Origin of the sequence: Pseudarthrobacter sp. AB1, assembly GCF_014926485.1 — a bacterium.
Taxonomy (GTDB): domain Bacteria; phylum Actinomycetota; class Actinomycetes; order Actinomycetales; family Micrococcaceae; genus Arthrobacter.
Map to the genome: position 1 here is coordinate 19516 of NZ_PZKO01000057.1, position 14459 is coordinate 33974.

Sequence of the window (14459 nt, forward strand, 5' to 3'; positions counted from 1 at the left end):
TCAGGGAAGTCCGGCACTCCGGCCTAATAGCGTAGGCTTAAACAACCATGGCCACTATTGATTTTTCCGCAGAAATCCGCGCTCTTCGCGCCACCTACACCTCCATCGAGCAAGTCAGCGATGTTGAGGCTCTGAAGGAAGACATCGCCGAACTGAGCGAACGCGCCGGCGAGCCCAACCTGTGGGATGACCCCGCGGCGGCCCAGAAGATCACCTCACGCCTTTCGCACCGCCAGTCCGAGCTGGAGCGGCTGAACAAGCTGGTGTCGCGGATCGATGACCTCGAAGTGCTGGTGGAGCTCGGGCAGGACGAGGACGACGCCGATTCCATGGGCGAAGCCGCTGCCGAGCTGGAGTCCATCCGAAAATCCCTGAAAGACCTCGAAGTGGTGACGCTCCTTTCCGGAGAATACGACGAACGTGAAGCCGTCGTGTCCATCAGGGCAGGGGCAGGCGGCGTTGACGCGGCAGACTTCGCCGAAATGCTGATGCGTATGTACCTTCGCTGGGCCGAACGCCATGGTTACCCCACCACCGTGATGGACACGTCCTACGCCGAAGAGGCGGGGCTGAAGTCCGCAACATTCGAAGTCAAGGCGCCGTATGCGTTCGGCACGCTCAGCGTCGAAGCCGGAACCCACCGCCTGGTCCGAATCAGCCCCTTCGACAACCAGGGCCGCCGCCAGACGTCCTTCGCCGCCGTCGAGGTCATTCCACTTATCGAGTCAACGGATTCCATCGATATCCCGGACAACGAGATCCGTGTGGACGTGTTCCGGTCCTCCGGCCCCGGCGGCCAGTCAGTTAACACCACTGACTCCGCCGTTCGCCTGACCCACATCCCCACCGGCACAGTGGTGTCCATGCAGAATGAAAAGTCGCAGCTCCAGAACCGGGCAGCAGCCCTGCGCGTTCTGCAGTCGCGACTCCTCCTCCTGAAGAAGGAACAGGAGGACGCTGAAAAGAAGGCGTTCGCCGGCGATGTCAAGGCATCCTGGGGCGACCAGATGCGCTCCTACGTCCTGAACCCGTACCAGATGGTCAAGGACCTCCGCACCGAACATGAAGTAGGCAACACGTCCGCAGTGTTCGACGGCGAAATTGACGACTTCATCGATGCCGGGATCCGCTGGCGCACCGACAACCGCAACGCCGTGAAGTAGCACTTGCCGTGTCTACCCGTTAGGCCTGATCACACGACACACCCCCGTAGCCCCCGAAAACCGGCCAAAAGACTGCGTATAGTCGAGGGGCCGGGGCTCTAATTCCCTCACACGAATGCCCGTGCGCCGGCTGCAGATCTGGGCTGCATCAGTAGTGCCCTGCAGGGTAATTAGGGCCATGATCCGATTCGAAAATGTCACCAAGGTCTACGACCAGACGGCCCGGCCTGCGCTGGACGATGTCAGCCTTGAGATTGACCGTGGTGAATTTGCCTTCCTCGTCGGCGCTTCCGGATCCGGAAAGTCCACCTTCCTGCGGCTCGTGCTGAAGGAAGACCGGGCCTCCTCGGGCGCCGTGTACGTGGCCGGGCAGAACGTCGCCAAGATCTCCAGCTGGCGCGTGCCCCGGCTCCGCCGCGGCATCGGCGTGGTGTTCCAGGACTTCCGGCTCCTGCCACAGAAGAACGTGTTCGCCAACGTTGCGTTCGCGATGCAGGTCATCGGCAAGAGCCGCAGCGTCATCCGCGACACCGTCCCCGAAGTCCTCAAGACCGTGGGCCTGGAAGGCAAGGAAAACCGCCTTCCCCATGAGCTTTCCGGCGGCGAGCAGCAGCGTGTGGCCATTGCCCGGGCGGTAGTCAACCGCCCCGGCATCCTCCTCGCCGACGAACCCACCGGCAACCTGGACCCCACCACCTCGATGGGCATCATGGGTGTGCTGGACAAGATCAACCAGAACGGCACCACTGTGGTCATGGCCACGCACGACGACGACATCGTCAACGAGATGCGCAAGCGCGTTGTGGAGCTCAAGAACGGCATCGTGATCCGTGATGAGGCCAGGGCTTTGTATACCTCGATGATCCCCATCGTGGGACAGTCCCGCAGGCTTAGGGACGCCAGCGGCCGGGAACAAGCCCAGCCGCCCGCGCCCGGGGAACTCAATCCCAATGCAGGGGAGGCTCAGCGATGAGGCTCGCCTTTGTTCTCAGCGAAATCGGCAGCGGACTGCGCCGCAACGTTTCCATGGTGGTCTCGGTCATCCTGGTCACCTTTGTCTCACTGACCTTCGTCGGTGCCGCAGGCATGCTCCAGCTCCAGATCAACCAGATGAAGGGCTACTGGTACGACAAGGTCCAGGTCGCCATTTTCCTCTGCAGTGACGGTTCGACGGCGGCCGGTTGCGCCACAGGCCCGGTCACCCCGGAGCAGCAGGACAACCTGCAGACCCTGCTCGAATCACCTGCCGTGGCCCAGTACGTCAACGATTTCCAGTACGAGTCCAAGGATGAGGCCTACAAGCACTTCAAGGACCAGTTCTCCAATTCTCCGATCGTCGATTCCGTCACGCCGGACCAGCTCCCTTCATCCTTCCGGATCAACATGAAAGATGCGGAAAAGTACCAGATCATCAGCGAGACGTTCTCCTCGCAGCCGGGCGTGGAAACGGTCATAGACCAGCGCCAGCTGCTCGAGCGGCTCTTCTCCGCCATGAACGCCGCCTCCCTGGTGGCCGTCAGTATCGCCGGCGTAATGATTGTCTGCGCCATCTTGCTGATCGCCACCACTATCCGGCTCTCGGCCTTCAGCCGCCGGCGCGAGACCGGGATCATGCGCCTAGTGGGCGCGTCCAAGATGGTCATCCAGCTCCCGTTCATCCTGGAAGGCGTGATTGCGGCTGTGATCGGCGCAGCCCTGGCATCCGGCACGTTATGGGCGGTAGCGCACTTCTTCCTGGGCGAGTACCTGTCCAAGCAATATCCCGACACGGCGTTCATCTCACCGGGGCAGACGCTGATTCTTGCGCCAGCCTTGCTGATCCTTGGCGGATCCTTGGCGGGAATTTCGTCCCTCTTGACCTTACGCAGATATTTGAAGGTTTAGGCTGTGCAAACCGAACAAGGAATCCCAATGAACGAATTGCACCGAACTGTGCCCCGGCACCGGGCCGAGCGCACACGACCTGCAGGCCACCGCGCCGGCCTGATCAGCGGCGTCCTGGTATTGCTGCTCGCCGCCAGTATGGGCGCCTCAGCCCCGGTGGCGCACGCCGACGAGCTCGATGACAAGCGGGCCGCCCTTGAAGCCGAGGCGTCCCGGGTCCAGCAGTCCTTGGAATTCGTGGACTCACGCATCGCGAAGGCCGCCGGCGACCTGGTGATCTACCAGGGCCAACTGCCCGGCGCCCAGCAGGCCCTCCTGGAGGCCCAGGGGAGCGTGGCCAGTGCGGTCAAGGAAGTCGAAGCGCTGACGGCGCGCGTTGACCTTGCACAGCAGAACAAGGCCAAAATCACGCAGCAGCTTGAGGCTGATAAGCAGAAAATCGCGGGCACCAAAAAGCTGATCGGCCAGATCGCCACCCAGGCGTACAAATCCGGTGGCGTTCCGTCGAACCTGACCCTGTTCTTCGGGGCCAACAACGGAGGCAGCCTGACTGACACGATGGACCTCGCGGACCAGGCCATGCGTAGCCAGAACGCCGCCATGGACAAGCTGTCCCAGCAAAGTGCCACCAACGTAAACTCCCAGGCCCGGCTTGAAGCCGTCGAGGCTGAGATCAGGGACCTCAAGGCCAAGGCCGATGCCGCCCTGGAAAGGGAAAAGGCTGCCCGCGACGAGGCCGCGGCCAAGAAGGCCCAAGTTGATCAGCTGATCGCCGACACCACAAGACTTGACGCGGAACTCCAGGCTGCTAAGCCTGGTATCCAAAGCCAGATGGCTGCGGTGGAAGCCAGCCAGAACGCAGTAGCCAACGAGATCGCAGAGCGTGACCGCAGATTGCGTGAGGCTTGGGAAGCCGAACAGCGCCGGCTGGCCCAGGCTGCCGCTGCAGCAGCGGCCGCCCGGGCAGCCGCCCAGGGCCAGGCTCCGCCGGCACAAGCGCCGTACGTTCCGGTGACCGGATCGCCGTCGGCCTTTGGACTGCGGCACCCCTTCTCCGGTAACGTGCCCATCACGTCCGGCTTCGGCTGGCGTGCCACGCCGCCGGGAACCATCGACTTCTACGGCAATGGCGGTTACCTCCACACTGGCATCGACTTCGGTGCCGCCTGCGGCACGCCGGTCTACGCAGCTGCAGCCGGCGAGGTTTTCTCCTCCGGCTGGAACTCCGCCGACGGCGGCGGCTGGCGCGTGAAGCTCTCCCACGGAGTGGTGCAGGGCAACTCACTGACCACCATCGTCTACCACAACAGCAGTATCGTGGTCTCGAACGGCCAGCAGGTTTCTGCCGGCCAGCTCATCGCCTACTCGGGCAGCAGCGGCAACTCAACGGGCTGCCACGCACACTTTGAAACCTGGCTCAACGGAGCCGCAGTTGACCCGATGCGCCTGCTGTAATGTCGGTCTTCGCCTGCCGTAGACTGGGATGACTCCGTGCCGGAATGGACGGAGCCAGCCAGGATCCAAGAACTGAGGAGTTCCACCGTGCCCAAAGAAAGTGGCCGTAAGGTAGTGGCCACCAACCGCAAGGCCCGGCATGACTACCTCGTGCTGGATACATACGAGGCAGGCATCGCCCTGATGGGGACCGAGGTCAAGTCCCTGCGCGAAGGACATGCCTCCATGGTGGACGGCTTCTGCACGTTCTATAACGATGAGTTATGGATGGAGGGGATCCATATTCCCGAGTACAACCAGGGGAGCTGGACCAACCATTCCGCACGCCGTCGTCGGAAGCTGCTGCTGCACCGTGAGGAGCTCAACAAGATCTCCGTGAAGATCCGCGAGTCCGGCTTCACGGTGGTTCCGCTGCAGCTGTACTTCCTCGACGGGCGGGCTAAGGTGGAAATCGCAATCGCCCGCGGTAAGCGTGAGTACGACAAGCGACAGACCCTGCGGGAGCAGCAGGACAACCGCGAAGCACTTCGCGAGGTCCGGGAACGCAACCGCCGGTAGGAATGTTTTCCGCTGGACATGCGTTAGGATAAGTAGTCCGGCAGGGATTTGTGCCTGCACAACCCGGCCGGTTGAAAACAAAATACGGGGATGATCGGTTTCGACGATGTTAGTCGCAACAGGTGAAGCGGGCCGAGGATGCAGAATTATCTCGTAAACGCTGTCTGCAAACCAATAAGTGCCAAATCAAACCGCACTGACTTCGCTCTCGCTGCCTAAGCAGTAAGACAGTCCGTCAGCCCGAGGTTGCTATTGCCCCGGATCCTGGCGTCATTTAGATAGCCACTGCTGCTTGCCTCCGTCATCGGGGCAAACGGGACTCTTAGATGACTGGGCCCGGATCAGCCACCTGTTTGCAGGAGGGCTGGGGCCGAGAAAATCCGACGCAAACTGCGCCCGGAGAAGACCTGTTAACACGACATCGGACGGGGGTTCAATTCCCCCCATCTCCACATTTTGAATGTCGCAAGACATTGCCAGAAGATCCGGACCCTGTGTCCGGATCTTCTGGCATTTAAGCGAGGTGCTAGCCCCTGTTCACCCACGGCGTAGCCGTTCCGGGACTACCGGGCGCAGCCGCGGGGTTGTCGCCAATAGGCTCCGACGCAGCACAATGTCTGGAAGCCGGAGGCAGCAAAGCCAGCCAGGAGGTGCGCCATGGACCCGGCGCGGGAACACAGCTTTCCAGCGGCCGACGACGGTCCGCTGGACTCGTATTCGGAGACCGTCATGCGCGTGGCCGAGACGGTCACGCCGCATGTTGCGGCCATTGAAATGACCGGAAACCGACGTAACGGCCGTTTCCGGATGGGCGCCGGCTCGGCGGTGCTCTTCACGGAAGACGGCTACCTGCTGACCAATTCACACGTCGTGGCCGGCACGTACCAAGGCCATGCCGCTTTTGCGGACGGCAGCAGGACCGACCTTGAACTGGTGGGGTCGGATCCTTTGTCTGACCTCGCGGTGGTCCACGGCCGGGCGCCGAAAGTGGCGCCGGCGCAGTTCGGCGATGCCGAGGCGCTCCGGGTGGGCCAGCTGGTCATAGCGGTGGGAAATCCGCTGGGCCTGGCCGGATCAGTCACGGCTGGCGTGGTCAGCGGCCTGGGCCGCGCCATTCCGGTGTGGTCCAGCGGCAATCGGCGCGTGATCGAGGACGTCATCCAGACCGACGCGGCACTCAATGCAGGCAGTTCCGGCGGTGCCTTGGCCGATACGCACGGCCGCATCGTGGGAATCAACACCGCAGTGGCCGGCGCCGGGCTTGGCCTGGCCGTGCCCATCAACACCACCACGCGGCGGATCATCTCGGCGCTGCCGAAGGACGGCCGCGTCAGGCGGGCTTATCTCGGCGTTGTCAGCACACCCTTCCGGCTCAACGCCAGCGATGTGATCAGGTCGGGGCAACGCGACGGGCTGCGCGTGGTGGAGGTCCTGGCCGGTTCGCCTGCAGATCGCGGGGGCCTCCGGGCAGGTGACGTCATTCTGACAGCCGGAAGCCGCCCCGTCAGCAACGCTGAGAGCCTGCAGAAGCTGCTGTTCGCCGATGCGATCGGCCAGCCGCTGCCGATTCGGGTGCTGAGGGACGGCCAGGAAGTGGACATTGTGGCAGTGCCCGAAGAGATGGCCGGGAACGGGTAAACCGCTACCGGCGCTTCTTCAGGTGCGCTACCGGGTCCTGCGGGCCTTCAAGCGGGCTCTTGGCCTTCTTCTCCGCGCGTTTTTCCTTGATGGTTTTAACCGGTTTCTTGTGCAGCTGCTGATGTGGTGACTTATCCGGCATGGCGTGCTCCTTACAATGGGGGACGGGCTGCGTCCCACTTCGTAAAATACGCCTGTTTGGCCCCGAATGTAATGCCCCGGATCAGTCCGGAACTGCAACGTCCGCAATGCCCACAAAACGGGTCCCGACGCCGTCGAACTCGCTCCTGATAAGGCCCGCCCGCAGCGGGGGCACCTCTTCCGGGGGATGGTGCTCGCACACCACATACGTGAATTCCGGCCACCATTTCTTGGGCCGCGCCGCTTCCTCATAGCCGCAGACGGCGCATTCCAGGTGCACCCAGACCGGACGCTTGCCGGTCCGGTTGGCCCGCGACTGGATCAGCCATGCTGGTGGGTTGTCCAGGATGTCGCCCAGCTCCGCCTCGGTCATTCGTTTGGGGATGCCATGGCGCTGGGCCATTTCCATCGGTACATCAAGGGCAATTGCCGCGTCACGTCTGCTAATCATCAGAGTCAACGATACGGGACGGGGACCAACAGGGTGGGAAGCCTGAAGCGAACGGAACAGCGCAGGAGGAGGAGGAGATGCCTTGCAAGACAGCAAAACCCTCGCCGGCGCTTCGCGGCACTCTCCGGCGTCGGTTCCTGACCTTTCGATGCGAAGGCTAAGCGACACAGCTGTGCTGTGGAGACTCGTTCCTGAAAAGCGAGTACTGACTACTCGTGACTGCCCATTTGGCGAAACACTAGGCTATGTGGACCGGCCGGATACTGGGCTGACGGAAGTTGGGTGACAGGCCAGATGACGCTCGGTGCAAAAGGTTGCCGCGCTCTTCGACTCCGTTGAGCGGGGCCTTATCGTGATGCCCGATCATGCCCGGGAGGGCTGCCATGAAAATGAAGCGAACTGTCAATTGGCTGAGTCAGATTCTGGTTTTGGCCACCATCGTAGCGGGGACAGTCCTAGCTGCCGCCAATGGTGCCGAGGCCGCGACCACCTACGGGCACCCGAGCATCAGCTACTCAGGCGCCGGCAAGCCCCCCACTTCGGATAAGCCGCAGAGCAAGTTGTGGTGGAACGACGGCTCGTGGTGGGCGGACATGTGGACCACGGGCAGTGGGTGGCACATCTACCGCCTGGACCGCAGCTCCGAGACCTGGGTGGATACTGGTGTGCTTATTGATAGCCGTACGAATACCCTGGCGGACACACTCTGGGACGGCAGCCATCTGTACATCGCATCCCATGTGGTTACCGTATCGAATGAAGTAACACCGCTGCCTTCAATCCCAGAGCAGTACGCATACCTCTACAGGTACAGTTATTCCGGTGGACACTACACGCTTGACAGTGGATTCCCCAGTGTGATCGCGAAAAACAGCAGCGAGTCAATGACCATTGCCCAAGACACCACCGGTGCTATCTGGGCCACGTGGACGCAGGTTGCCGGCGACGCAGTCACTGGGTTCACCAACACGGTTTACGTGAACAACTCCGCTCCTGGCGGCACCATCTGGGCAGCTCCGTTTATCATTCCGGTTGCCAACCCGAATCCAGCACCCGATGACATCTCAGCCATCGTCGCATACGGCGAGAAGAAAATCGGGGTGATGTGGAGCGACCAGCGAACAGGGTCCGTTTGGTGGGCCACGCGAACGGACGGAACAGCCCCGACGGCAACCTCGTCATGGAAAGTGCAGGCAGCGACCAAAGGCACAGGACTGGCCGATGACCATCTCAACCTCAAATCACTGCAGGCAGACTCCGCCGGACGGGTGTTCGCCGCGGTGAAGACCAATCTCGATGTTGCGTCTACCGATCCGACGCTGGATCAGTTGGTGCTACTGGTCTTCAAACCAGGCACCGGCTCTTTCTCGAAGTCGACGATATCGCTCACCGGCGATTGCACCTCACGTCCGCAAATAGTGCTGGACCCGGAGAACAACCTTGTGCACGCGTTCCAAACTGGACCCTCATCGACGGTCAGCGGGTGCGCTTATGACGGCGTGGCGGGCAGCATTTATGAGAAGACCGCTTCTATGGACAATCCTGTATTTGGAGCGGGCCGGGGCACCCCCATCATGGAGGATCCGGCCTCTCCGAACATTAACGACGTGACCACCAGCAAGCAGCCCGTGACCAGCAAGACGGGACTTGTAGTAATGGCCAGTGACGACGTCGCCAAGCGCTATTGGTTCGCCGACAGGCCGCTGGGCGTGGCTCCAGTTCCAACGGCGCCCGGGGCTTTTGTGCCGGTGACCCCGTCCCGGCTGTTGGACACCCGAAACACTGCGCCCGCCGGCGCGTTTTCGTCTGTTTCTTTCCAGGCTGCCGGAGTCGCGGGCATCCCGCTCAAGGTCTCTGCTATTGTGTTCAACCTCACGGTGACCCAGCCTCAGTCTTATGGGCATATTATCGCCTACGCGTCGGGGACCACCCGGCCTACCACCTCCAACGAGAACTTCGTCCCGGGCCAGACCGTGCCGAATTCCGTTACTGTTCCCGTGGGCGCTGACGGCAAGGTCACACTGGTCAACAACTCGAACGGCACCACCCACCTGATCGCGGACGTCGCAGGCTACTACATTGTGGGCACGCCGTAACGGTGGGATCCCGGGGTGGATCCAGCTTGCGGATCCACACCGGGTAGCCAGTTCATCGCCCTCGCCTCATGGGGTCGGAAGAGCGTCCTACGGCGCCAGCGCGATGCCCACAGCCGCCGCGGCGAAACCGGCGGCCAGGTTGGCACCGACGTTTAGGGCTGCGGCACCGAAGCGCGACTCGCTCAGCAGCCGCACAGTCGCGGTGGTCCAGGAGCTGAATGTGGTGAGGCCGCCGGCAAGGCCGGTGGCGACGGCGGTCTGCCACTCGGGTGCAAGGCCGAGCCTTCCGGTGACCCCGATGGACAGCCCGATGATCAGGCACCCGGTGACGTTGACTGTCAGCGTGGCCCACGGCCAGTGCCGCGGCGTCCCGCTGGAGCGCACGGCGCCCCGGGGCCCCGAATGGTGGGCGAACCAGCTGTCGACGGCGAAGCGCAGAAGGGCGCCCGCCATGCCGAACACCCCCACCAGGACCGCGCCCATCATGATGCTGCCTCCAGCCGGTCGGTGAGCAGCCGCCCGGTCCGCCAGCCACCGGCCGCGGCGCCCAGACCCAACGCCAGGGACAGCCCCAGGTAAGCCATCCACACCGGATGTTCGCCGGCCGTGGCCAGCTGGTCAATCGAGAAAATTACGGCTGAGAACGTGGTGAACGAGCCCAGAAGTCCTGGCCCGAGGCCGGCGCGGAGCCAGAATGCAGTCCGCGGCCGGGCCATCCAGACCGTGGTGAGGCCGGCCAGCACAAAGCTGCCAGCCACATTGATTCCCAGGGTGGTCAGTGGCATTGTCCCCGCGGTTTCCGGAAACGCGAGTCCCAGGCCGTACCGGAGTTCCGTTCCGGCCAGGCCGCCCATCGCAACGGCCAGCCAGGCCTGCCATCCCGGCACCTGGGCGTTAGTCATTCAGCTGTCGCTGAGGGTGCAGCCGGTGTGGGGGTGGTCGCTGTGGACCCAAAGCGCAGCGGTGACTTCATCCGCGAGATCGTAATCCCGCTTACGCCCTGCGTTGCTGATCCGCACCATCAGTGCGCCGCCGAACGGCTTGCGGCCCACTACCTCCACCTCGGCGTCGAGATCGATTTCCTCGGCGGAAAGATAGCGCAGCAGATCCGGGTTCTCGTCGCTGATGCGGGTGATCCGGCCGGTGTGCCCGGGATCGAGTTCGCCGAGCAGGTGGGCCTCTGGCAGCAGCACGGTGCCGTCCGCGGCGGGGATCGGGTCGCCGTGCGGGTCGCGTTGCGGGTTGCCGAGTTTCGCCGCCATACGCTCGATAAACGTGTCCGACACCGCATGCTCCAGCAATTCGGCTTCGTCGTGGACTTCGTCCCAGCTGTAGCCGAACTCCTGGACGAGGTAGGTCTCAATAAGCCGGTGCCGGCGCACCATGGACAGTGCCAGCCGGACACCGGAGTCCGTGAGGGTGATGGCGCTGTAGGGCTTGTGGTCCACCAGGCCCTGGTCCTTGAGCTTGCGGACCATCTCTGAGACCGAAGAATTGGCCACCCCCAAGCGCTGCGCGAGCTGGGAGGACGTAATTGGTTTATCCTGCCACTCCGTGAAGCCGTAGATGACCTTGACGTAGTCCTCGATCGAGGAGGAGGGCGCGCTGGTCTTCACGCCTCCAAGCCTACCCGGTGCTCCGCGCCCGTCACGCCTTCGCTGCCCGCCACGTCAGCGTCAGGTACGGCAGGCTGATGTCCGCTTCCACGGCGTGCCCCAGATGCTCGTGCAGATACCAGTCCAGATTGGCCAGGACCTTGCTGCGGGTGGCTTCGCCGGCGCGCAGGTAGTAGCTGCGGGACTTCGTCAGTTCCATGATGTCCGCTGTGCTGAGGTTGTCCTCCCACCGCGTCACATGGCTTTCGAGGCCTTCAAACTCCGGGCCCACCACCGGTCGGAACCCGGGCTTGTAGACGTCGCCCGCATGCATGATGCGGGACAACCGGTGCACCCACGGAACAGACGTGTCCAGCTGGTTCCAGATCAGCCCCAGCGTTCCGCCCGGCCGCAGGATCCGCGCCAGTTCGGTGCTCGCCGGCAGCGGATCGCACCAGTGCCAGGCCTGCGCAACGCTCACGACGTCGAACGAGGAGTCAGCGAGGCCGGTGGCCTCTGCCGTCCCCTGCGTCGCGTCCGCCGCCGCGTAGTGGGCCCGCAGCTGTTCAAGCATGTCCGGCGACGGGTCCACGGCGGAAACCGCCAGGCCGCGTTCCAGTAGAAGGGCGGTGAACTTGCCGGTTCCGGCGCCCACGTCCACGGCGTCCGTGGCCCCGGCAGGGATCAGCCAGTCCGCTGAGTAGGCAGGGTATCCAGGGCGTACGCGCTGGTAGTGTTCGCCGCCGTCCTGGAAACTCTGTCCGAGTTCCAGGCGGCGTCCGTGCTCAATTCTGGGGCCACCCCGTGCCACGCGCGGCCTCCTTCAACTGTGCCCATCGGTATCCTTCGAATTTACCGCATGGGCGGCAGCCGCTGGGTCAGGCGGCAGCCAGGTCAGGAACCAGGGGAGGAAGCGTCAGTCAGTCGTCAAGGCACGGAGCCGCGCCGGCGGTGCCCGGCGTGTTGGGAGCCCAGTGCGGGTAGGTGCGGGTGTCGTTGGCCGGAACCCAGCGGCCCGCGTCCACCACGTAGTCCCAGCCCAGTCCGGTCCGGCGGAGCTGTTCCAGGCCTGCGAGGAGCCGTTGGGCGTCCTCCAGTCGGGAGCCTACGCCGAAGCTGGCCCGCAGCGAACCGGAGGGAAGGCCAAGGCGCTTGAGGAGCGGGTGCGCGCAGAAGCGACCGTCCCGGAGGCCCACGCCATGCTCGGCCGACAGGTAGGCGGCAACGAGTCCGGCGTCGTACCCTGCCACGGAGAAGTTCACCACGCCGATGGTGCCGGTGTCAGCGTCCGTATCCGAGAAGATCTGGTGCACGGTGACGCCGTCGATCTTCCCGAGCCCGTCCACCAGGAATGACCGGATGGCCGATTCGTGGGCGTGCCAGCGGTCCTGGTCCAAGGATGCGATGACCTGGGTGGCGCGTGCCAGGGTAGCCGCACCCAGGACGTTGGGGGAGCCGCCCTCGTGCCGGGCCGGGCCGGTGGCCCAGCTGACGCCGTCGAGCTTGGCCTCGCGGACGGCGCCGCCGCCGGCCAGGTGGGGAGTACCGGCGTCGAGCCAGTCCGTGCGGCCCACCAGGACCCCGGAGCCGAAGGGCGCGTAGAGCTTGTGGCCGGAGAAGGCGAGGTAGTCGACGTCGTCGGTGCTGATATTGATGCGCCGGTGCGGCGCCAACTGCGCGGCGTCCACCACGATCCGCGCCCCGTACTCATGGGCGAGGGCGGCCAGGGCCTTGACCGGGAGGATCTCCCCGGTGACGTTGGAGGCGCCCGTCACCGCGAGGAGACTGACGTTGCCCTGCTCAAGTTCGGCGCGCAGGACCTCAAGGGTCCCTACGATGGTGTCCGCGGCGACGACGCTGCGGTGCGGGACGCCCTGCCACGGCAGGAGGTTGGCGTGGTGCTCGATGTCCAGATAAAGGACATCGCCATTCGGCCGTCCGTCCGTCGCCGGCAGGCAACCCGCCAGCAGGTTCAGCGAGTCGGTGGTGTTCCGGGTGAAGATGACGGAGTCGTCCGGGCGCCCGCCCACAAAGTCGCGGACGACGTTCCGGGCGTTCTCGTACACGGAGGTGCTGATCTGGGACGCAAAGCCCGCGCCTCGGTGGACGCTGGCGTAAAACGGCAGGATCTCGTTGAGGTAGGCGGACACCACGGAGAGGGCAGGAGCGGATGCGCCGTAGTCCAGGTTTGCGTAGCGGACATGGCCGCCCTGGATCAACGGTGCCTGGATTTCCGCGCCGGTGACGGCAGAAAGGGGGCGCCCGGCGATGGCGGCGGCATCGTGGATCAGCGCAGCGGCGTTGGCGGGGGCGGCGTTGCTGGGAGAAACAGTGTTGGGGGAGACGGTGGCAGTTGTCACGGAGACCTCACTCTAAAAGGACTCCCCGTACCGGGAATCCGCGCTTGCCGTGTCCATTCCGGACCGGCCTGGTCGTCACCCGGGGCACCCCACCGCGAATGGAGGGTTGCCGGCCAGCAAACCGGGGTTTAGCGCTGGCACTCGTGACCTGTTAAGAGCGTAGAACATCTGCCGCTGCACAAAGGAAGCCAGCCCAATGTTAAGGACTTTGTTACGCGCGTTTGAGGAATCGCGCATTTGTCGAAGATACGACGGCGGACGCCCCCTTGAGGGGGCGTCCGCCGTCGATAATTCGAAGAAAGTGCCTAGAGGAGATCGTCCAGGTCCGGGTTCAGCCGCTTGAGCACCTCTGAGTGCAGGATGGAGTTCGTGGCCAGGGCGTTTCCGCCGAACGGCCCGTCCTGTCCCTCCAAAGAGGTGAAGCGGCCGCCGGCTTCCACCACGATGGGCACGAGGGCAGCCATGTCGTAGAGGTTCAGTTCGGGCTCGCAGGCGATGTCCACGGAACCTTCGGCCACCATGCAGTAGGACCAGAAATCGCCGTAGGCGCGCGTGCGCCACACGTCCTCGGTCAGGCCCAGGAACTCATCCAGATTGCCGCGCTCCTTCCAGCCGCCCAGGCTGGAGTAGGACAGGGAGGCATCCGAAAGCTTGGAGACGTCCGAGACCCGGAGCCGCGTTGCGGCGGCGAGGGACTTGCCCATGTACGCGCCGGAACCCTTGGCGGCCCACCAGCGCTTGCCCAGTGCGGGCGCGCTGACCACTCCCACCACGGGTTCACCTTCGTCCACGAGGGCGATCAGGGTGGCCCACACCGGGACGCCGCGGACAAAGTTCTTGGTGCCGTCGATGGGATCAATGATCCAGCGGCGGGAGCCATGGCCCGAGCTGCCGAATTCCTCGCCCAGCACGGCGTCGCGGGGACGCGAGCGGGACAGCTGGCCGCGGATGGCTTCCTCCGCGGACTTGTCCGCGTCCGTAACCGGCGTCAGGTCCGGCTTGGTCTCGATGCGGAGGTCCAGTGCCTTGAAGCGGCTCATGGTCTGGTCATCCACGGAATCTGCCAGCACATGGGCAAGGCGCAAGTCATCGTTGTAGCTCGAAGCGGGTTGGATCAT

15 protein-coding genes, 1 other RNA gene and 1 riboswitch are annotated in these 14459 nt (G+C 64.0%); of the genes, 8 read left to right on the forward strand and 8 right to left on the reverse strand.

All coding sequences use genetic code 11. From position 1 onward, the window contains the following. Positions 1–47: 47 nt before the first annotated feature. The 7 genes from prfB (at position 48) to DAD99_RS15785 (ending at position 6698) form a co-directional block, all read left to right on the forward strand. Complete coding sequence (gene prfB / locus DAD99_RS15755) at positions 48–1163, forward strand: peptide chain release factor 2 (protein ID WP_185260976.1); 1116 nt, start codon at positions 48–50, stop codon at positions 1161–1163. A 178-nt stretch (positions 1164–1341) separates the two neighbouring features. After that, positions 1342–2136 carry a cell division ATP-binding protein FtsE gene (ftsE, locus tag DAD99_RS15760; protein ID WP_193342293.1) on the forward strand — a complete coding sequence of 265 codons (795 nt, stop codon included), beginning with the start codon at positions 1342–1344 and terminating at the stop codon, positions 2134–2136. Next, positions 2133–3047, forward strand: coding sequence for a permease-like cell division protein FtsX (ftsX, locus tag DAD99_RS15765; protein WP_185260974.1), 915 nt, complete (start codon positions 2133–2135; stop codon positions 3045–3047). The genes ftsE and ftsX overlap by 4 nt, the downstream gene beginning before the upstream one ends. A gap of 27 nt (positions 3048–3074) precedes the next feature. Continuing rightward, positions 3075–4502 (forward strand): M23 family metallopeptidase, encoded by a 1428-nt coding sequence (locus DAD99_RS15770; protein ID WP_193342294.1) that lies wholly within the window; start codon positions 3075–3077, stop codon positions 4500–4502. A gap of 87 nt (positions 4503–4589) precedes the next feature. Then, positions 4590–5060: an SsrA-binding protein SmpB gene (gene smpB / locus DAD99_RS15775; protein ID WP_160672161.1), complete on the forward strand. Its 471-nt coding sequence runs from the start codon at positions 4590–4592 to the stop codon at positions 5058–5060. Positions 5061–5146: 86 nt separating this feature from the next. Beyond that, positions 5147–5515: a transfer-messenger RNA gene (gene ssrA, locus DAD99_RS15780) on the forward strand. A gap of 202 nt (positions 5516–5717) precedes the next feature. Further along, the gene (locus tag DAD99_RS15785; RefSeq protein WP_193342295.1) at positions 5718–6698 is read left to right on the forward strand and encodes a S1C family serine protease; all 981 of its coding nucleotides are present in this window, start codon (positions 5718–5720) and stop codon (positions 6696–6698) included. A 4-nt stretch (positions 6699–6702) separates the two neighbouring features. Here DAD99_RS15785 and DAD99_RS15790 read toward each other — a convergent pair whose 3' ends face one another. Both DAD99_RS15790 and DAD99_RS15795 read right to left on the reverse strand, forming a co-directional pair. Beyond that, positions 6703–6840: a hypothetical protein gene (locus tag DAD99_RS15790; protein WP_193342296.1), complete on the reverse strand. Its 138-nt coding sequence runs from the start codon at positions 6838–6840 to the stop codon at positions 6703–6705. Between the two features lie 81 nt (positions 6841–6921). Continuing rightward, positions 6922–7290 (reverse strand): hypothetical protein, encoded by a 369-nt coding sequence (locus DAD99_RS15795; RefSeq protein WP_193342297.1) that lies wholly within the window; start codon positions 7288–7290, stop codon positions 6922–6924. A 428-nt stretch (positions 7291–7718) separates the two neighbouring features. Here DAD99_RS15795 and DAD99_RS15800 point away from each other — a divergent pair, with 428 nt between their 5' ends. Then, positions 7719–9386, forward strand: a complete 1668-nt coding sequence (locus DAD99_RS15800; RefSeq protein WP_193342298.1) for a hypothetical protein — start codon at positions 7719–7721, stop codon at positions 9384–9386. 87 nt (positions 9387–9473) lie between these two features. On the opposite strand, the gene DAD99_RS15805 is transcribed toward DAD99_RS15800, so the two are convergent. The 6 genes from DAD99_RS15805 to hisN form a co-directional block, all read right to left on the reverse strand. Further along, positions 9474–9872 carry a CrcB family protein gene (locus DAD99_RS15805; RefSeq protein ID WP_193342299.1) on the reverse strand — a complete coding sequence of 133 codons (399 nt, stop codon included), beginning with the start codon at positions 9870–9872 and terminating at the stop codon, positions 9474–9476. Beyond that, positions 9869–10288: a CrcB family protein gene (locus DAD99_RS15810; RefSeq protein ID WP_193342300.1), complete on the reverse strand. Its 420-nt coding sequence runs from the start codon at positions 10286–10288 to the stop codon at positions 9869–9871. Before DAD99_RS15810 ends, DAD99_RS15805 begins: the two co-directional genes overlap by 4 nt. After that, the gene (locus tag DAD99_RS15815) at positions 10289–11002 is read right to left on the reverse strand and encodes a metal-dependent transcriptional regulator (RefSeq protein ID WP_193342301.1); all 714 of its coding nucleotides are present in this window, start codon (positions 11000–11002) and stop codon (positions 10289–10291) included. A 31-nt stretch (positions 11003–11033) separates the two neighbouring features. Beyond that, on the reverse strand, positions 11034–11792 hold the full coding sequence (locus DAD99_RS15820; RefSeq protein ID WP_193342302.1) for a class I SAM-dependent methyltransferase: 759 nt from the start codon (positions 11790–11792) through the stop codon (positions 11034–11036). A 109-nt stretch (positions 11793–11901) separates the two neighbouring features. After that, the gene (locus DAD99_RS15825; protein ID WP_193342303.1) at positions 11902–13341 is read right to left on the reverse strand and encodes an aminotransferase class V-fold PLP-dependent enzyme; all 1440 of its coding nucleotides are present in this window, start codon (positions 13339–13341) and stop codon (positions 11902–11904) included. A gap of 35 nt (positions 13342–13376) precedes the next feature. Next, a riboswitch (SAM riboswitch) is annotated at positions 13377–13490 on the reverse strand. A 156-nt stretch (positions 13491–13646) separates the two neighbouring features. Further along, entirely contained in the window at positions 13647–14459 is an 813-nt protein-coding gene (hisN, locus tag DAD99_RS15830; protein WP_104061136.1) for a histidinol-phosphatase, read from the reverse strand.

Coding starts and splice junctions, on each gene's coding strand:
- prfB (WP_185260976.1), top strand. CDS start 48: ATGGCCACTATTGATTTTTCCGCAGAAATCCGCGCTCTTCGCGCCACC.
- ftsE (WP_193342293.1), top strand. CDS start 1,342: ATGATCCGATTCGAAAATGTCACCAAGGTCTACGACCAGACGGCCCGG.
- ftsX (WP_185260974.1), top strand. CDS start 2,133: ATGAGGCTCGCCTTTGTTCTCAGCGAAATCGGCAGCGGACTGCGCCGC.
- DAD99_RS15770 (WP_193342294.1), top strand. CDS start 3,075: ATGAACGAATTGCACCGAACTGTGCCCCGGCACCGGGCCGAGCGCACA.
- DAD99_RS15785 (WP_193342295.1), top strand. CDS start 5,718: ATGGACCCGGCGCGGGAACACAGCTTTCCAGCGGCCGACGACGGTCCG.
- DAD99_RS15790 (WP_193342296.1), bottom strand. CDS start 6,840: ATGCCGGATAAGTCACCACATCAGCAGCTGCACAAGAAACCGGTTAAA.
- DAD99_RS15795 (WP_193342297.1), bottom strand. CDS start 7,290: ATGATTAGCAGACGTGACGCGGCAATTGCCCTTGATGTACCGATGGAA.
- DAD99_RS15805 (WP_193342299.1), bottom strand. CDS start 9,872: ATGATGGGCGCGGTCCTGGTGGGGGTGTTCGGCATGGCGGGCGCCCTT.
- DAD99_RS15810 (WP_193342300.1), bottom strand. CDS start 10,288: ATGACTAACGCCCAGGTGCCGGGATGGCAGGCCTGGCTGGCCGTTGCG.
- hisN (WP_104061136.1), bottom strand. CDS start 14,459: ATGATCCAACCCGCTTCGAGCTACAACGATGACTTGCGCCTTGCCCAT.